This is a genomic window from Curvibacter gracilis ATCC BAA-807, from assembly GCF_000518645.1.
Classification (GTDB): domain Bacteria; phylum Pseudomonadota; class Gammaproteobacteria; order Burkholderiales; family Burkholderiaceae_C; genus Curvibacter; species Curvibacter gracilis.
Genome location: NZ_JADZ01000005.1, coordinates 277555 through 294348, shown reverse-complemented (window position 1 = coordinate 294348; position 16794 = coordinate 277555). Strand labels below are relative to the sequence as shown.

15 protein-coding genes are annotated in these 16794 nt (G+C 65.8%); 8 read left to right on the top strand and 7 right to left on the bottom strand.

Annotation, left to right across the window (positions count from 1 at the left end; all coding sequences use genetic code 11):
- Window positions 1-229: 229 nt before the first annotated feature.
- Window positions 230-1024 carry a hypothetical protein gene (locus L880_RS0104085; RefSeq protein WP_157462563.1) on the top strand — a complete coding sequence of 265 codons (795 nt, stop codon included), beginning with the start codon at window positions 230-232 and terminating at the stop codon, window positions 1022-1024.
- A gap of 59 nt (window positions 1025-1083) precedes the next feature.
- Here the strand turns inward: L880_RS0104085 and L880_RS0104080 are convergent, their stop codons facing one another.
- Window positions 1084-1986, bottom strand: coding sequence for a LysR family transcriptional regulator (locus L880_RS0104080; protein ID WP_027474591.1), 903 nt, complete (start codon window positions 1984-1986; stop codon window positions 1084-1086).
- Window positions 1987-2187: 201 nt separating this feature from the next.
- Here L880_RS0104080 and L880_RS31515 point away from each other — a divergent pair, with 201 nt between their 5' ends.
- Window positions 2188-3312 (top strand): serine hydrolase domain-containing protein, encoded by a 1125-nt coding sequence (locus L880_RS31515; protein ID WP_169737720.1) that lies wholly within the window; start codon window positions 2188-2190, stop codon window positions 3310-3312.
- A gap of 34 nt (window positions 3313-3346) precedes the next feature.
- On the opposite strand, the gene L880_RS0104070 is transcribed toward L880_RS31515, so the two are convergent.
- Complete coding sequence (locus L880_RS0104070) at window positions 3347-3649, bottom strand: cupin domain-containing protein (protein WP_027474590.1); 303 nt, start codon at window positions 3647-3649, stop codon at window positions 3347-3349.
- Between the two features lie 179 nt (window positions 3650-3828).
- Window positions 3829-4584 carry a carbonic anhydrase gene (locus tag L880_RS0104065; RefSeq protein WP_027474589.1) on the bottom strand — a complete coding sequence of 252 codons (756 nt, stop codon included), beginning with the start codon at window positions 4582-4584 and terminating at the stop codon, window positions 3829-3831.
- 240 nt (window positions 4585-4824) lie between these two features.
- On the opposite strand from L880_RS0104065, the gene L880_RS31510 reads away from it, so the two are divergent.
- The 4 genes from L880_RS31510 (at window position 4825) to L880_RS0104045 (ending at window position 8898) form a co-directional block, all read left to right on the top strand.
- Window positions 4825-5385, top strand: a complete 561-nt coding sequence (locus L880_RS31510) for a BON domain-containing protein (RefSeq protein WP_245614926.1) — start codon at window positions 4825-4827, stop codon at window positions 5383-5385.
- A 154-nt stretch (window positions 5386-5539) separates the two neighbouring features.
- Window positions 5540-7120 carry a methyl-accepting chemotaxis protein gene (locus L880_RS0104055; protein WP_027474588.1) on the top strand — a complete coding sequence of 527 codons (1581 nt, stop codon included), beginning with the start codon at window positions 5540-5542 and terminating at the stop codon, window positions 7118-7120.
- Between the two features lie 132 nt (window positions 7121-7252).
- On the top strand, window positions 7253-8374 hold the full coding sequence (locus L880_RS0104050; protein ID WP_027474587.1) for an MGDG synthase family glycosyltransferase: 1122 nt from the start codon (window positions 7253-7255) through the stop codon (window positions 8372-8374).
- A complete protein-coding gene (locus tag L880_RS0104045) occupies window positions 8371-8898 on the top strand; it encodes a hypothetical protein (RefSeq protein WP_027474586.1) in 528 nt (175 codons plus the stop codon). The genes L880_RS0104050 and L880_RS0104045 overlap by 4 nt, the downstream gene beginning before the upstream one ends.
- 149 nt (window positions 8899-9047) lie before the next feature.
- Here L880_RS0104045 and L880_RS0104040 read toward each other — a convergent pair whose 3' ends face one another.
- A complete protein-coding gene (locus L880_RS0104040; RefSeq protein ID WP_027474585.1) occupies window positions 9048-9959 on the bottom strand; it encodes an SPFH domain-containing protein in 912 nt (303 codons plus the stop codon).
- A gap of 56 nt (window positions 9960-10015) precedes the next feature.
- Complete coding sequence (locus L880_RS0104035; protein WP_027474584.1) at window positions 10016-10441, bottom strand: NfeD family protein; 426 nt, start codon at window positions 10439-10441, stop codon at window positions 10016-10018.
- A 162-nt stretch (window positions 10442-10603) separates the two neighbouring features.
- Between L880_RS0104035 and L880_RS0104030 the strand changes: the two genes are divergently transcribed.
- Window positions 10604-12874: an arginine/lysine/ornithine decarboxylase gene (locus L880_RS0104030; RefSeq protein WP_027474583.1), complete on the top strand. Its 2271-nt coding sequence runs from the start codon at window positions 10604-10606 to the stop codon at window positions 12872-12874.
- A 79-nt stretch (window positions 12875-12953) separates the two neighbouring features.
- Here L880_RS0104030 and L880_RS0104025 read toward each other — a convergent pair whose 3' ends face one another.
- Both L880_RS0104025 and fabI read right to left on the bottom strand, forming a co-directional pair.
- On the bottom strand, window positions 12954-13886 hold the full coding sequence (locus L880_RS0104025) for a DNA ligase (protein WP_342669158.1): 933 nt from the start codon (window positions 13884-13886) through the stop codon (window positions 12954-12956).
- Between the two features lie 125 nt (window positions 13887-14011).
- Window positions 14012-14815 carry an enoyl-ACP reductase FabI gene (gene fabI / locus L880_RS0104020; RefSeq protein WP_027474581.1) on the bottom strand — a complete coding sequence of 268 codons (804 nt, stop codon included), beginning with the start codon at window positions 14813-14815 and terminating at the stop codon, window positions 14012-14014.
- Window positions 14816-14957: 142 nt separating this feature from the next.
- On the opposite strand from fabI, the gene L880_RS0104015 reads away from it, so the two are divergent.
- The gene (locus tag L880_RS0104015) at window positions 14958-16775 is read left to right on the top strand and encodes an extracellular solute-binding protein (protein WP_027474580.1); all 1818 of its coding nucleotides are present in this window, start codon (window positions 14958-14960) and stop codon (window positions 16773-16775) included.
- The last annotated feature ends 19 nt before the right edge of the window (window positions 16776-16794 follow it).

The window sequence follows — 16794 nt, the reverse complement described above, 5'->3', positions numbered from 1 at the left end:
GTGGGTGCGCCTGGCGGCGTGTGACTGCGGATGAGCCCCTACTTTACGTGAGGGCCGGTTTCCGATGGGACGGCTTGCCGATGGCAAGGGTTCAGCGTGGAATCCCAGCAGGCCTCTCGGATTTGCCGCTTGAGGCATGCTGTCCCAGGGGTGCGCTGATGGCTTGCTCCAACGGGTCCGGGCCTTGCCGGATGGTTTGTGTTTTCTTTCTGATGTAGGGCCCTGCTGTATGAGCCTGCAACTTTCCACCCTGGCGAAATGGATGTGGGTCACCCTGGCCGCGATGGGCGCTGGGCTGTGCCAGGCGGCCCCGGAGGAGATCCAGGTCTACCTCGATGAGTTTGCCGAGCCGGGTCAGTTCGGCCTGGATCTGCACACCAACCTGGTGCCCTCGGCCCAGCCCGGTTCAACCACCTTCCGCCAGTGGCGACTCACCCCTGAACTGAGTTACGGCATCAACAGCCACTGGGAGGCCGGCCTGTATGTTCTGAGTTCGGGGGCCCCGGACATCTCGCATGGGCACCCCGTCACCGATGGGGCCAAGGTTCGGCTCAAATGGCGGCCCCGTGCGCCTTCAGCCGATTCGCCCTGGTATTTCGCCGTCAACTGGGAAGTGGGGCACCTGGCCCAGCGCTTTGATCCCGATGAGAGCTCCACCCAGCTGAAGTTCATTGAAACCTACCGCCAGGGGCCCTGGCTGGCGGGGGTCAATTTCAACCTCAATGGGTCTTTCCGAAGCCATCCCCAGCAGTCCTCGTCGACCGAGCTGGACTACAAACTCAGCTACCAGGTGACAGGCGAGGATCACGGTGACCTGCGCCTGGGCCTAGAACGCTACGACACCCTGGGCCTCTTGCATCGCAATGCGGCAGTGGCATCGCCCCACACCACCAGCAACTTTGTGGTGGCCGACTTCAACCTGGGTGGGTGGGATGTCGACCTGGGGGTGGGGCGTTCCTATGGCTCAGCCGTGGCCAACAGCGACAGAACGGTCATCAAGTTGATTCTGGGCGTGCCGATCTGATCGGTTGCTTGGGTTGCCGCGCCTGAGGTGGCTGCCAGCGTCTGGCCTTCGTCCTCGGTTCAGGCCTGGGCCAGTCGCTGGCGCAGCACGTCACACAACGGCGCCATCACCGGCAGTTGAACCCGGTGCGTGGTGCGCACCAAGGCATAGCGGCCAACGGGGGTGGGCAGCGCGTGGCGGGGCAGGGCGATCAGCCGCCCGTCGTCCAGCTCGGCCCGCACCACCGCATGGGCCACCAGCAGCACCATGTCGGAGACCAGGGTGGCACTTTTGAGCGACTGGTAGTTGTCGGCCTGCAAGCTCGGCCAGTGGCCGCTGGGCTGCAATTTGCCGAGGGATTGGCTGATCTCGCGTTCAAACGCCTCGCTCAAAGGAGAGCAGGCCACGGCATAAGGGCGCAGGTCAGCCAGGCTGGGCTGGGGCAGGGCGCTCAGCGGATGCTGGGCGCGGCACACGAAGCCCCCCTCCAGCGGAGGCAACAACTCCATGCTGAGGCCATCGGTGTCGCGGATGGCGCTGGCGTCCACCACCGCCAGGTCCAGCACATGCCGGCGCAGGTCTTCGAGCAAGGCGTCGGTTCTGCCGACGGCCATGCGGGCGCGCACCTGCGGTGCCTGCTCGGCCAGCCAGGCCAGGCAGTGGGCCATGCCCAGCTCGGCCGGGGTCGGGCTGAAGCCGATGGCGCAGTCGCCAGCCTGCCCGGCATTCATCAGGGCCAGCTCGCGCTTGAGTTCACGCTCCTCATCCAACAGGCGTTGGGCTCTGGACAGCAGGGCCAGGCCGAAGCGGCTGGGTTGCAGGCGGCGTTTGCCGCCATCGAACAAGGGCACGCCCAATTCCTGGGCCAGCGCGGCCAGGCTGCGGCTCAGGGCCGACTGGGTCAGGTGGCAATGCTCGGCCGCCCGCTGCATCGAGCCCTGCTCGCACACCGCCAGAAAGTGCTGCAGCTTGCGGCTTTCCATGCTCAAAGGTCCTTTTATGAGGATTTTGCAAAAATTGGATGATTATTTTGCGCTTGAATCATCGAATTCACCGATGGATGATCGGGCCTTCTTCATCTGCTGCTTGAGACGACACCCATGCGCACTGTTTCTGATGATTGCGGGCTCCGGGGTTCTGACGAGCCCGGTGCAGCACCCTCGATAGGCCGTTTTGAAGAGATGATGACCTGGTCCGAAGACGTCCAGCTCAACAGCTACCGGCAGATGGAGCGCGTCTACCCCACCCGCCGCGTCCGCCGTGGCCCCGAGGTGCGGCCGCTGCCACAGGGGCCTGCCTTGTCGCTCCACTACCGCCATGAGGGGCAGACCCGGGGCATAGAGGCGTTCATGCAGCGCAACCGCTGCACCGGTCTGTTGCTGCTGCAGGATGGGCGGGTGCGGCTGGAGCGCTATGCCGCGGGCCGCGATGCGCAAAGCCGATGGCCCTCGTTTTCTGTGGCCAAGTCGGTCTCTTCGGTGTTGCTGGGCATGGCCCTGCACGAGGGCCTGATCCAGAGCCTGGACCAGCCCGTGACCGACCTTGTGCCCAAGCTCCTGGGCTCGGCCTACGAGCAGGTCAACATCCGCCAGGTGCTGCAGATGAGCTCCGGTGTGGGCTGGAACGAGGATTACCTCGACCCCCAATCCGAGCGCCGGCGCATGCTGGCCGCCCAGGCGGCCGGCCAGAAGGGACGGGTGCTGGAGTTCATGGCCGCTCTGCCGCGGGTGGCCGAACCCGGCACGCGCTTCAACTACAGCACCGGTGAAACCTACCTGGTGGGCGAGATTCTGGCCGCCGCCGTGGGTCGCCCGCTCAGCGACTATCTGTCGGACAGGCTGTGGGCCCCACTGGGCATGGAGTGCGACGCGCTGTGGCAACTCGATGCGCCAGAGGGGCTGGAGTTCGCCGGCAGCGGTCTGAATGCCACATTGCGCGACGTCGGGCGCTTTGGGCAGTTCGTGCTGAACCAGGGCGTGATCGACGGTCAACATGTCCTGCCGCCGGATTGGGTGAGCGACTCGACCGACGTGCTCAGCCACCCCCACCTGCGCCCCGGGCAGATCCCCCGCTATGCCCCCCGGGGCTATGGCTACCAATGGTGGACCTTTGGCGATCCGCCCCCCGCGCCCGGTCAGCGCGGTGCCGGGCTGTTTGCGGCACTGGGTATTTTTGGCCAACAGATCCACATCCACCCGGCCTCGCGCACGGTGCTGGTGCTGCAAAGCGCCTGGCCCGAGCCGATCGCCCAGGCCTGCGTGGCAGAAACTGCCGCTCTGGTCGATGCATTGGTGCAGGCCTTGTCCTGAGTTCTTTGAGGGGCATCGCTGCCACCAGAGGGGCTCAGGCAGGCGTGTCGACGATGAGCAGGGTGCCCCAGCTGCCTTCGGCCACCGCATGGGGAATGCCGGCAGCCACCGTGTACAGCTCGCCGGCCTGCACATGCAGGGCCTGCCCTGCAACCACCAACCGGAGCTCGCCTGCCAGCACCACAAAGGCTTCGTCGTAGGGGTGGGTCTCTTCTTCGGCGGGCTGGCCGTCCATGCGCAGCACCTTGAGCTGGCTGTGGCCCAGCCGCGCGACGATGTGGGAGCGCCAAGCTTGCGGGTGCGCGGCCGCAAGCTGGCGCAGGTCTGTTGTAGGCATCGGGTGTCTTGGGGTTCCGGTCTGGCCCCCGCAACGTGCGGCGGGCCCGAGGCAAGAATAGGTGCCACGGGGCCCGGCGTCTTGTACCGGATTGCGCTCAGTTCATGGCGCCATGCGAGGTGTCAGGCCAGGAGGGATCTGCCCCCCCATGCCGTCGCCTCGTGGGTGGGGACCGTGGTTCAGAGGCTTTCGCGCACCACCCGACCCTGCAGGGGCTGCACGGGCCGGGCATTGGCCGGGAACAGACGGCGGAAGGCCTTGATCTGAGCCGGTGCCAAGGTGATGGGTTGTTTGAGCACCATCCAGTTGACCCCTTCAGAGCAAGGCGGGGTCGTCAGCGAGCCTTCAAAGGCGTAGTAGCCCAGGTTGGCGGGCAGCATGTCCGCCAGCTTGATTTCCAGCGCTTCGACGGTGATCTTCTCGCCCGGGCGCGGCAGGTGGGCAAACACCGGCTCGAAAGCCTTGTTGGGCACGCCGGGCTGGATCAGCACACCCACCACACCCAGCTCGCCCGCCGTGCTTTTGTGCACGAAGTGGGCCACCATCGCGGTGTGGCGCCCCTTCAAGGTCTCTTCGCTGGGGGTGTGGAAATGGAATTGCAGCAATTCATAGCTCTTATCGCCCACGGTCAGCTTGCTGCCGGCGGGCACGTTCACTTGCACCGTGTGACCGTTGTTCACCAGGGTTGGTGCCGCGCTGCCGTACTGGAATTCGAGCGCCGGCAAGGCTTCCTTGACCGTGCTGCTGATGTCGATGGGGCTCTGGCGCGAACCCTTGGCACAGGTTTCAAATGCCGGGTCCATCTCCGCCCAATGCGCGGCGCCATGATGACCCGCGTAGCCCCAGTGGGGTGCTGCATCGGAGGCGTGTGCCGCGAAGGCTGCGAGGGCCAGCAGGCTGGCGGACAGGGTCTTGAGGGACGGGCGACGGATCATGCGAGGCTCCTGATGGGCAGACTGGTGTCTGCGGTGCAAAGATGGGCTTTCTGATTGTAAGTAGATGTTATTGAATCATTGTTCAATATTGACAAACACAAGTGGGGCTGACGTCGCTCAGGCATCCCAGGTTGATGCACCCCGATCGAAGAGGGCCTTGCGCAGCCACGGCCCGCCCGCTGGCGTCCTGGTGGGCGCTCCAAGGGCCAGGCCAAGCGTGTTGACCGAGAAGGAAAAGACATGGGGGGGACTCTGATGGCGCAGGTGGGGTTGGCTTCGCGCCGGGCGGTGTTCAACGCAAAGGGGCGACGCCTAGGGGGCTTGCTGTGCCTGGCCGGCATGCTTGGGCTTGGGCTTGGGCCTGTGGACGCGCAGCAGACCCGGCACGCCGACGACCCTTTTTTACAGATCAGCGAGGGGATCGCAGGCTGCCCTGCGCCGGCCGTGCCCTTGGAGACCCCGGCCCAGGCCCGCGAGTCGGCGCACTGGCGCGCGGAGCGTGGCACCAGCTGCTATCGGTCGGGCCGTTGCCGCCTGCCCAATGCCTATCTGTACGACGCCGAGATCATTCTCAGGGTGCGTTTGTTCGCGCAGCAGGACGAGCGTTTTGTGGGCACCAGCCTCTGGGTTCTCGGTCAGCGCCGTTGGGTGTTCGTGCTGGGCTGCGTGGGCTCTGAGGCGCAGGGCCGGGCGATCGAACAGGCCATCCAGGGCATTGACGATGTCGAGGCGGTCATTGGGCAGTGGCGGGTCGGTTCCGAGGGGGCGGCTCCCTATCCCGTCGTGGGGCCAGGGCCTTGAAATGCCTCGCCATGCGCGGGCATCAGGGGGCTCACATGCGCTTTTTGCGACTTTCGGACGTCATTTGTTAACCCTATACTGGACAAAGTGTCACTTATGTGACCAGTTGTGCGTCCGGGCCAGCGATTGGTGATCCATCTGTGAAGGAACCGAAATGAGCGTGTTTCAGAGGCTACGCATTGGAGCCCGTTTGGCTCTGGCTTTCGCGGCACTCATTCTCATGATGGTGGTCATGCTCATCGTGGGGGTGTGGCGCCTGCAGGACATCGCCTCACAGACGCACCAGATGATGGAGCGCCCCCTGGCCAAGGAGCGCCTGGTGTCTGATTGGTACCGCACCATCCACACCAGTGTGCGCAGAACCACTGCCGTGGTGAAAAGCGCCGATCCCGCCCTGGCCGCTTTCTTTGCCCAGGAGAACCAGGACGCCTCCAAGGTCTCGTCGCAGCAGCAGAAAGACCTGGAGGGCCTGCTGGAAACCGCTGACGAGCAGGCCGCGTTCAAGCAGTTGCTGGTGCATCGCGTGGCCTATGTGAAAGCCCGGGACGCCATCACGGCCAGCAAGACGGCGGGGCAGGCCGAAGAGGTCGAGCGTCTGTTCCAGCAGGATTTCCAACCAGCCGGCACCAATTACCTGGCTAGCCTGCAGACCTTGCTGGACCAGCAGCGCCGGGCCATCGACGAAACAGCAGTCCTGATCGAAGGCAACAACCGCAGTGGGCGCAATCAGATGTTGGTGTTGGGATTTCTGGCGGTGCTGCTGGCGGCGGCCCTGGCGGTTCTCATCACGCGCAGCATCACCCAACCCTTGTCTCAGGCGGTCGAGGTGGCCCATCTTGTGGCCGCAGGCGATCTGCGCAGGCAGATCAGCAGCGAGCGCAACGATGAGGTCGGGCAGTTGCTCAACGCACTGGGCACCATGAACGAACGCCTGCGCGACATCGTGAACCAGGTGCGTCAGGGCACCCACGCGATGCTGCACGCCTCAAGCGAAATCGCCCAGGGCAATCTGGACCTTTCCGGGCGCACCGAGTCGCAGGCCAGTGCCCTGGAGCAGACGGCCGCTTCGATGGAAGAAATCACCAGCACCGTGCGGCAGAACGCCGACAACGCCCGCCAGGCCAAGCAGTTGGTGCAGGCCACGTCGGAGCGCGCCACGGCGGGCGGGCAGGCGGTGGGGCAGGTGGTGCAGACCATGGGCCAGATCCATGCCTCGTCAGGGCGCATCGTGGACATCATCGGTGTGATCGACGGCATTGCCTTCCAGACCAACATCCTGGCGCTCAATGCCGCGGTCGAGGCGGCCCGTGCGGGCGAGCAGGGGCGCGGCTTTGCCGTGGTGGCTGGCGAGGTTCGTGTGCTGGCTCAGCGCAGCGCCCAATCAGCCAAGGAGATCAAGGGCCTGATCTCCGCCTCGGTCGACCATGTGGACCAGGGCCATCGCCTGGTGGAGGGCGCCGGCAGCACCATGGCCCAGGTCGAGTCCGGCGTGCGCCAGGTGGCCGACATCGTGGCCCACATCGCCTCAGCCAGCCAGGAGCAGACCCTGGGCATCGAGCAGATCAACCAGGCGATCGCCCAGATGGATTCGGTGACGCAGCAGAACGCCGCCCTGGTCGAGCAGGCGGCAGCGGCGACCGAAGCCCTCAAGCGCCAGGCCGAACATCTGGCCGATTTGGTGGCCGTATTCCGGCTGGAGGGGGCCGGGCCTGCGCTGGGGTATGCGAGAGGCTGAACCCGGCCGGTTGTCTGCTGTGGCCTTTGGGCAGACGCAAGGAGAAATGCTGTTGTCATGTGGCGGCTCTAGGCTTCAGGATCGACCGATTCGTCCACCTGCCCTGAGCCCCCTCCTGAACTCTGGCCAACCATGCCTGCCAAGAAACTGTTGATCATGAGCGTGTCAGCCGGCATGGGCCATGTGCGGGCCGCCGAGGCGATCCGGGCCTGTGCCCTGCAGCACCCCGAGGTGGCCGAGGTGGTGCACCTGGATGCGATGGACTTCGTGACGGCCGGCTTTCGCAAGGTCTACACCGACTTCTATGTCAAGCTGGTCGACAAGGCGCCCACGCTCTGGGGCTATCTGTACAACCACACCCATGAGGCCAAGGCCGACAGCTCGCTGGAGCGCCTGCGCCGCGCCCTGGAGCGCATGAACGCGCGGGCCTTGCGCCGCCAGATCCGGGCCCTGCAGCCCGATGCCATCATCTGCACCCATTTTCTGCCGGCCGAGATGCTGGCGCGCCAGATCCACCTGGGCGAGCTGTCGTGCCCGGTGTGGGTGCAGGTGACCGACTTCGACCTGCACCGCCTGTGGGTGCACCAGGGCATGGCGGGCTACTTTGCCGCCAACGACGAGGTGGCTTTTCGCATGCAGGCCCAGGGCATTGAGGCGCGCAACATCGAGGTCACGGGCATCCCCATCATGCCGGCCTTCGGTCAGGCCTTGAGCCGCTCGGTCTGTGCGGCCGAGTACGGCCTGGACCCGGCCCAGTCCACGGTGCTGCTGATGGGCGGCGGGGCCGGGGTGGGCAGCCTGGAGACGATTGCCCAGCGCCTGATGCGCCTGGAGCAACGCTTTCAGTTGCTGGTGCTGGCCGGTCGCAACCAACAGGCCCTGGCCAGCCTGCAGGCCTTGGCCCTGGAGCACCCGGGGCGGCTGTTTCCGCAAGGGTTCACGGGTTTCGTGGAGCGTTTGATGGCCTGTGCCGATCTGGTGATCACCAAACCCGGTGGTCTGACCACCTCCGAATGCATGGCCATGGGCCTGCCGATGATCGTCAACTCGCCCATCCCGGGTCAGGAGGAGCGCAATGCCGACTACCTGCTGGAGCAGGGGGTGGCACTCAAGGCCTTTGACGGGGTGACGCTGGAGTACCGGGTGCGGCGTCTGCTCGATCAGCCGGCGCTGTTGGCCGCCATGCGCGAGCGCAGCCGCGCGCTGGGCCGGCCCGATGCCGCGCAGCGGGTGCTGGCCAGGGTGCTGGCATGAGGGCCCCTGCCGTGCCAACAGGCCCCAGCGCCGAGCGCCCCCTGCTCACCGTGGCCTGGGTGGCCGTGCTGGCCTTCTTCTTTGCCCAGGTCGAGATCCAGATCGAAGGCGGCGCGGGCTGGGCGGCGGCCTTGCCCACCTGGCGCATCGAACAGCACTGGCTGCTCGACATCTTCTGGGGCGGGCGGGCCATGACGGGCTACCACGCCTGGATCTTCTCCTTCATGGTGCTGATGTTCCACTTTCCGCTGGCCTTCTTCCAGACCTGGTCGTGGCGCCTGCAGGCCCGGGCACTGGCCTGCATCATGCAGTTCTGGGTGATGGAAGATTTTCTGTGGTTCGTGCTCAACCCCGACTTCGGGCTGGCCCGCTTCGATCCGCAGAACGTGCCCTGGCAAAAGCACTGGTGGTGGTGGGCCCCGACCGACTACTGGACCTTCTCCGCCGTGGCCGTCGTGCTGTTCTGGCTCTCGTTCAAGGCCCGAGGGCGGCAAGAACCGGTGGCTGTCACACCACTGCCTTGAAAACAGGCAGTGCAAGCCAAGTTCAATCAAATCAATCACTTGCGTGTGCTTTTAAGCCAAAGGGCACGGCTTGTCCACAGGTTTGTTCAGTGACGGCGGGGAAAACCCGCCGCAGCCGTCCACACGCGGCCAGCCCAATCTGGAGGCGCTCAGCCCTTGTTCTGTTTGACCAGGGCCATGGCCGAGCCGATCAGGCTGGCCAGCTCGCCCATGTGGCTGGGCACGATCAGGGTGGTGGTGGCGTCGGTGGCCACGCGGCTGTAGGCATCCACGGCCCGCTCGGCCACCTTCAGCTGCACGGCCTGTTCGCCCCCGGGCTGGCGGATCGCGGTGGCGATGCGTTCGATGGCCTGGGCCGTGGCGTCGGCCACCGCCGTGATGGAGGCGGCCTCGCCCTGGGCCTTGTTGATGGCAGCCTGTTTTTCGCCCTCCGAGCGCGCGATGAAGGCCTCGCGCTCGCCGGTGGCGATGTTGATCTGCTCTTGCCGGCGGCCTTCCGAGGCGGCAATCAAGGCCCGCTTTTCGCGTTCGGCCGTGATCTGGGCCTGCATGGCATGCAGGATCTCCTTGGGCGGGGTCAGGTCCTTGATCTCGTAGCGCAGCACCTTCACGCCCCAGTTCAGGGCCGCCTCGTCGATGGCGGCCACCACCTGGGCGTTGATGATGTCGCGCTCCTCGAAGGTCTTGTCCAGCTCCAGCTTGCCGATCACGCTGCGCAGCGAGGTCTGGGCCAGTTGCGTGACCGCCATGATGTAGTTGGACGAGCCATAGCTGGCCCGCATCGGATCGGTGACCTGGAAGTACAGGATGCCGTCCACCTGCAGCTGGGTGTTGTCGCGGGTGATGCATATCTGGCTGGGCACATCGAGCGGGATCTCTTTCAGGCTGTGGCGGTAGGCCACGTTGTCCACGAAGGGGATCAGCAGCTTGGGGCCGGGTGTGAGGGTGCTGTGGTAGCGCCCCAGGCGTTCGACCACCCAGGCATGTTGCTGGGGCACGATCTTGATCGAGCGGGCAATGAAGATGACCATGATGACGGCGACGACGAGGGCGAATTCCATGGGGTTCCCTGGGGTGGTGGAAGGCGATGCTGGAAGAGCAGGGTGGCGTTGACGCCTCAGACGGGGGCAACGATCAGGCGGCTGCCCAGCACCTCGACGATGCGCTGCGGCCCGGGGCGGGCGCTTTGCCCGGCCTGCAACTGCACGGCCCATTGTGCGCCGCGGTAATGGGCGGTGGCGCTGCCATCGGCCTGCCACTGCGCCACCTGCACGGTCTGGCCCAGGTCGAGGTTCACGTCGGGGTTCTGACTGGCGGGGCGGTCCTTGGGGTGCTGGCGGCGCCACAGGTGCCAGGCGAGCATCAGCGCGCCTGCCACGGCCGAGGCCAGCAGCAGCTGGCCGGTGGTGCTGGCGCCCAGCAGGGCTGCCAGGGCCCCAGTGGCCAGGCCGGCGGCCAGCAGCAACAGGTAGAGCGTGCCGGTCAACAGTTCGGCCACGATGGCCGCACCGGCCAGAATCCACCACAGGGTGATCGGGGTCATGATTTCTTCTCCCAGGCCAGCCATGAGGCTGTCTTGCTGACACCACATTCTGGGTGAAAAACAGGGGGTGTCAAAAGGGCGACCTCAATATTCCTTACACTTCGCGCCTGTTTCCGTGATCCACGTCCTTTTTAGCCCCCATCCCCGCTCCCGGAGGTCTGCATGAAATTTCGCTTCCCCATTGTCATCATCGATGAGGACTTCCGCTCTGAAAACACCTCGGGCCTGGGCATCCGCGCCCTGGCGCAGGCGATCGAGTCCGAGGGATTCGAGGTGCTGGGGGTGACCAGCTACGGCGATCTGAGCCAGTTCGCCCAGCAGCAGAGCCGGGCCAGTGCCTTCATCTTGTCGATCGACGACGAAGAGTTCACGCCAGGCCCCGACCTGGACCCGGCCGTGGTCAATCTGCGCAGCTTCATCGACGAGGTGCGTCGCAAGAACCTCGATGTGCCGATCTACATCTATGGCGAAACCAAGACCTCGCGCCACCTGCCCAACGACATCCTGCGCGAACTGCATGGCTTCATCCACATGTTCGAGGACACCCCCGAATTCGTGGCACGCCACATCATCCGTGAGGCCAAGAGCTACCTGGAGGGCGTGCAGCCCCCGTTCTTCAAGGCCTTGCTCGACTACGCCGAAGACGGCTCCTACTCCTGGCACTGCCCGGGGCACTCGGGTGGCGTGGCTTTCCTGAAGAGCCCGGTGGGCCAGATGTTCCATCAGTTCTTCGGCGAGAACATGCTGCGCGCCGACGTGTGCAATGCGGTGGAAGAACTGGGCCAGTTGCTGGACCACAACGGCGCCATCGGCGAGAGCGAGCGCAATGCGGCCCGCATCTTCAATGCTGACCACTGCTTCTTTGTGACCAACGGCACCAGCACCAGCAACAAGATGGTGTGGCACCACACCGTGGCGCCCGGCGATGTGGTGGTGGTGGACCGCAACTGCCACAAGTCCATCCTGCACTCGATCATCATGACCGGGGCCATCCCGGTGTTCCTGAAGCCGACGCGCAACCACTTCGGCATCATCGGCCCGATCCCGCAAAGCGAGTTCACCAAAGAGTCCATCCAGGCCAAGATCAAGGCCAACCCCTTGCTCAAGGGCGTGGACGCCAAGAAGGTCAAGCCGCGCATCCTGACCATCACCCAGTCGACCTACGACGGCGTGCTGTACAACACCGAGACCATCAAGGGCATGCTCGACGGCTACGTCGAGAACATGCACTTTGACGAGGCCTGGTTGCCCCACGCGGCCTTCCACCCCTTCTACGGCCCCTACCACGCCATGGGCAAGAAGCGCGCGCGCCCGAAGGAAAGCGTGGTCTATGCCACCCAGTCCATCCACAAGCTGCTGGCCGGCATCAGCCAGGCCAGCCACGTGCTGGTGCAGGACTCGCAGAACACCAAGCTGGATCGCCACCTGTTCAATGAGGCCTACCTGATGCACACCAGCACCAGCCCTCAGTACAGCATCATCGCCAGCTGCGATGTGGCCGCCGCCATGATGGAGCCGCCCGGCGGCACCGCACTGGTGGAAGAAAGCATTGCCGAAGCGCTCGACTTCCGCCGCGCCATGCGCAAGGTCGATGACGAGTACGGCAAGGACTGGTGGTTCAAGGTCTGGGGCCCCGACAAGCTGGTGGACGACGGCATCGGCCGCGCCACCGACTGGATCATCAAGGCCGACGCCAAGTCCACCAAGTGGCACGGTTTCGGCAAGCTGGCCGACGGCTTCAACATGCTCGACCCCATCAAGTCGACCATCGTCACGCCCGGCCTGGATCTGAACGGCAAGTTCGCCAAGACCGGCATCCCGGCCAGCATCGTGACCAAGTTCCTGGCCGAGCATGGCGTGATCGTCGAGAAGACCGGCCTGTACAGCTTCTTCATCATGTTCACCATCGGCATCACCAAGGGCCGCTGGAACTCGCTGCTGACCGCGCTGCAGCAGTTCAAGGACGACTACGAGAAGAACCAGCCGATGTGGCGCATCCTGCCCGAGTTCTGCCAGAAGAACCGCCGCTACGAGCGCATGGGCCTGCGCGATCTGTGCCAGCACGTGCACGAGCTCTACGCCAAGTACGACATCGCCCGCCTGACCACCGAGATGTACCTCAGCGACCTGACCCCGGCCATGAAGCCCTCGGACGCTTTCGCCTACATCGCCCAGCGCAAGACCGAGCGCGTGGAGATCGACCACCTCGAAGGCCGCATCACCACCAGCCTGGTCACGCCTTATCCGCCGGGCATCCCGCTGCTGATCCCGGGCGAAGTGTTCAACAAGAAGATCGTCGACTACCTCAAGTTCTCGCGCGAGTTCAACGCCCAGTGCCCGGGCTTCGAGACCGACATCCACGGTCTGGTCGAGGAAGAAGACGCCAGCGGCCACGTGCGTTACTTTGCCGACTGCGTCAAGGAAGGCGCCTGAGGCCAGGCGGCCGCGCCGCATCTGAAAAAGGCCCTGGCCTCCGAGATGGAGGCCAGGGCCTTTTGCATGGCGGGGCGCGTCAGAGGTCGATGTCGGGGATCACGCGCACAAAGCTGGCAAAGCGCGGCATGCCGCCCGGGTGCAGGCCCTGGTAGCGAAAACTGACCCAACTGCCCACAGGCGGCGGCTCACGCCGCTGGGCCTCCGACAGGCCGCTGCCCAGGCGCAGACGGTGGCCGTCGGTGGTCTGCACCAGCAAGGCGCCGGCCAGGCCCTGCCACTGGCCTTTGCCGGGCAGGATCTGCACCACGCGGGCTTCGGCATCCAGAAAGGGCTTGTACTTCAGCAGGTCGTTGGAGCGGCCCGAGCGGTACAGATTGCTGGCGCGGTGCAGCATCAAGCCCTCACCGCCGGCGGCCACCACCTCGTCCAGCCAGGATTGCAGATCGGCGCTCGAACTCACCGGGTGCTGGGGCAGGGCCTGGAGCCCCGTCGGCGCCGACGCGCGCGGCGCAGTCAGCGTCTCCTGCAACAAGGCCAGACGACCGTTCGGGCCGCCAAAGGGCCGCACCGGGTCGGGGGTGTCGAACACCATCAGGCGCAGACCGGCCCAGGCCTCGCTGCCTGCGCCCTCGCGCACGGCGGCCACGGCGCGCAGAAACTGGCCCCGGCCGGCCCACAACTCGCCATCCAGGGGCAGGGAGGGCCAGCCCGCCGTGAAGTCGGCCGGTGCAAGAATGCGGCGGCCGCTGCGGGTCCAGAGTTGTTGGCCGTCCCAGCGCGCTCGCACACCGTCGAGTTTTTCGCTGACGAGAAAGCCGTCCACCGGCTGGCCTGCCTGGTAGCGGCCCGCCTTCATGAGCGGCCCGGGGGCCGGTTGCGGGCTCAGAGCCCGGGCCTGCGGGGCCATCGAGCCCAGCGCTGCGAGTGCCAGCAAAGTCTGGCGTCGGGCCGGATGGCGTGAGACAGCGGCAGGGCCGCAGGCTGGGGGGAGGAAAGAGGCAGAGGGCATGGCAGCGTCCGGTGCGAAGGGATCCGTGTCGATCGGCACCGCACCGGTGCCGGCAGGGCACGGGCGCGGTGGGCTTCTGCCCGGGCGCGGCAGAGCGGCGCTGGGGCCGCCTTGGATTTTGGCGCTCAGCCGGCCACGGCGGGCTCGGCGATACCGCCGACCACCTGGCTGAAACCACCGTCCACATAGGTGATTTCGGCGCTCACACCGGCTGCCAGGTCGCTCAGCAGGAAAGCGGCCACATTGCCCACGTCGTCAATGGTCACGTTGCGGCGGATCGGCGAGTTCTCGGCCACCACCGACAGGATCTTGCCAAAGCCCTTGATGCCGCTGGCGGCCAAGGTCTTGATCGGGCCGGCCGAGATGCCGTTGGCGCGCAGGCCACGGTTCTGGCTGCCCAGCGACTCGGCCAGGTAGCGCACCGAGGCTTCCAGGCTGGCCTTGGCCAGGCCCATGGTGTTGTAGTTGGGCACCGTGCGCAGGGCGCCCAGGTAGCTCAGGGTCAGCACCGACGACTTGTCGTTCAGGTAGGGCAGGGCGGCCTTGGCCATGGCCGGGAAGCTGTAGGCGCTGATGTCGTGCGCGATGCGGAAGGCTTCGCGGCTCAGGCCATCGAGAAAGTCGCCGGCAATCGCCTCACGCGGGGCAAAGCCGATGGCGTGCACAAAGCCGTCGAATTGGGGCCAGTGGGCAGACAGGTCGGTGAACAGCTTGTCGATCTGGGCGTCGTCGGCCACGTCGCAGTCGAACACCAGGTTCGAGCCGAAGTCGGCGGCAAATTCGGTGATGCGGTCCTTGAAGCGCTCGCCCACATAGCTGAATGCCAGTTCAGCCCCTTGGGCATGGCAGGCCTTGGCAATGCCATAGGCGATCGAACGGTTGGACAGAACGCCGGTGATCAGCAGTTTCTTGCCGGTGAGAAATCCCATTTTTGTTCTCCAGATCGGGGCCCGGGCAGCGGTGCCGGGCGGGGTTCATGGGCCGGGGCGGCTCGGCAGGCCCCTGGTGGCGGTGGCGCCGGCAGAGGCCCGGTTGCCTGAAGCAGCACCCGGACTAGGGCAGAATTGTCTCATGCGTGCTTTGAGCTTTTGCTTCCTGCTTGCCGCTTCGGCGTTGAGTGCTTTCCCGGCCGGGGCCGGCCAGGCCTACGCCCTGTGGGGCCAACCCAAGTACCCGGCCGGCTTTGCGCATTTCGACTACGTCAACCCCCAGGCGCCCAAGGGCGGCGAGCTGCGCCTGGTCAGCAACAGCCGCGCCTCCACCTTCGACAAGTACAACCCCTTCACCCTCAAAGGCTCGGCCCCGGCCTACCTGAGTGCGCTGATGTTCGACAGCCTGCTCACCGGCGCGATGGACGAGGTGGGCACGGGCTATGGCCTGCTGGCCGGCGATGTGAGCGTGGCCGCGGATGGCTTGAGCGCCACTTTTGAGCTGCGCCCCGAGGCCCGCTTCCACAACGGTGACCCGGTGCTGGCCCGCGACGTGAAGTACAGCTACGACATGCTGATGGGCCCGGACACCTCGCCCGCCTACAAGACCACGCTCGAAGACGTGGCCGGCCTGGACGTGCTGGGCGAGCGCACCGTGCGCTACCGCTTCAAGAAGCCCAACCGCGAACTGCCCCTGACCGTGGGAAGCCTGCCGGTGTTCAGCCACCAATGGGGGGCCGGCAAGCGCTTCAGCGAGGTGGTGACCGACATCCCCATCGGCAGCGGCCCCTACCGCATCGGCCCGGTGCGCTTCGGCAAGGACATCAGCTATGTGCGCGACCCGCAGTACTGGGCGCGCGACCTCAACGTCAAGCGCGGCAGCGACAACTTCGACCGCATCACCGTCAAGATCTACAAGGACAACACGGCCAGGCTTGAGGCCTTGAAGGCCGGCGAGTTCGACCTGATGCGCTTTTATTCGGCTGGCGACTGGGCGCGCCGCGTCAATGGCAAGCGCTTCGATTCGGGCGAGCTGGTCAAGCGCGAGTTCAAGCACCAGCTGCCCTCGGGCTTCCAGAGCTTTTTCCTCAACACCCGGCGCAAGCCGCTGGATGACATCCGCGTGCGGCAGGCCCTGGGGCTGGCACTCGATTTCGAATGGATGAACCGCCAGTTGTTCTATGGCAGCTACCAGCGCGTGACCGGTTTGTTCGGCAACACGGCCTGCGCGGCCACCGGCAGCCCCGGCCCCGACGAACTGGCCTTGCTGGAGCCCTGGCGTGCGCAACTGCCGGCCACCGTGTTCGGCCCCATGGCGCAGCCGCCGCGCACGGATGGCGAGCAGTCGCTGCGCGGCAACCTGCGCCGCGCCCAGGCCCTGCTGGCCGAGGCGGGCTGGCAGTACCGCGACGGCGCGCTGCGCAATGCCCAGGGCGAGCCCCTGGTGCTGGAGTACCTGGACAGCAGTGAAGGCAAGATGGCCACCTTTGCTTCCTGGGGGCGCAATCTGGAGAAGCTGGGCGTCAAGCTCAACTTCCGCTCGGTAGACTTTGCGCTGTACCTGCAGCGCATCCAGAAGTTCGATTTCGACCTGATCACCCTGGCCGTGCCCGGCACCCACACCCCGGGGCAGGAGTACGCCGACCTGTTCGGCAGCAAGGCCGCCGACACCGAGGATTCGGGCAACATGGCCGGCGTCAAGAGCCCGGCGGTCGATGCCCTGATCGCCCGCATGACCGCCGCCAAGAGCGAGGCCGAGCTGCACTCGGCCTGCCGTGCCCTGGACCGCGTGATCATGCATGGCCACTACCTGATCCCGCAGTACACCGCCGTCACCCATCGCCTGGTGTTTGATGCCTGGCGCCTGCAGGGCCCGGCCACCATGCCGCCTTATGCGCCGGGTGAAGAGTGGGTGATCGACACCTGGTGGGCCCGGCCAGCGCCGGCACCCCAACCCTGACACCCGCCCTGAAACCCCG

Bases quoted from the DNA above. Each gene is read 5' to 3' on its own strand.
- L880_RS0104015 (WP_027474580.1), top strand. From the start codon at position 14,958: ATGCGTGCTTTGAGCTTTTGCTTCCTGCTTGCCGCTTCGGCGTTGAGT.
- L880_RS0104080 (WP_027474591.1), bottom strand. From the start codon at position 1,986: ATGGAAAGCCGCAAGCTGCAGCACTTTCTGGCGGTGTGCGAGCAGGGC.
- fabI (WP_027474581.1), bottom strand. From the start codon at position 14,815: ATGGGATTTCTCACCGGCAAGAAACTGCTGATCACCGGCGTTCTGTCC.
- L880_RS0104050 (WP_027474587.1), top strand. From the start codon at position 7,253: ATGCCTGCCAAGAAACTGTTGATCATGAGCGTGTCAGCCGGCATGGGC.
- L880_RS31510 (WP_245614926.1), top strand. From the start codon at position 4,825: ATGGGGGGGACTCTGATGGCGCAGGTGGGGTTGGCTTCGCGCCGGGCG.
- L880_RS0104045 (WP_027474586.1), top strand. From the start codon at position 8,371: ATGAGGGCCCCTGCCGTGCCAACAGGCCCCAGCGCCGAGCGCCCCCTG.
- L880_RS0104035 (WP_027474584.1), bottom strand. From the start codon at position 10,441: ATGACCCCGATCACCCTGTGGTGGATTCTGGCCGGTGCGGCCATCGTG.
- L880_RS31515 (WP_169737720.1), top strand. From the start codon at position 2,188: ATGACCTGGTCCGAAGACGTCCAGCTCAACAGCTACCGGCAGATGGAG.
- L880_RS0104065 (WP_027474589.1), bottom strand. From the start codon at position 4,584: ATGATCCGTCGCCCGTCCCTCAAGACCCTGTCCGCCAGCCTGCTGGCC.
- L880_RS0104055 (WP_027474588.1), top strand. From the start codon at position 5,540: ATGAGCGTGTTTCAGAGGCTACGCATTGGAGCCCGTTTGGCTCTGGCT.
- L880_RS0104040 (WP_027474585.1), bottom strand. From the start codon at position 9,959: ATGGAATTCGCCCTCGTCGTCGCCGTCATCATGGTCATCTTCATTGCC.
- L880_RS0104030 (WP_027474583.1), top strand. From the start codon at position 10,604: ATGAAATTTCGCTTCCCCATTGTCATCATCGATGAGGACTTCCGCTCT.
- L880_RS0104085 (WP_157462563.1), top strand. From the start codon at position 230: ATGAGCCTGCAACTTTCCACCCTGGCGAAATGGATGTGGGTCACCCTG.
- L880_RS0104070 (WP_027474590.1), bottom strand. From the start codon at position 3,649: ATGCCTACAACAGACCTGCGCCAGCTTGCGGCCGCGCACCCGCAAGCT.
- L880_RS0104025 (WP_342669158.1), bottom strand. From the start codon at position 13,886: ATGCCCTCTGCCTCTTTCCTCCCCCCAGCCTGCGGCCCTGCCGCTGTC.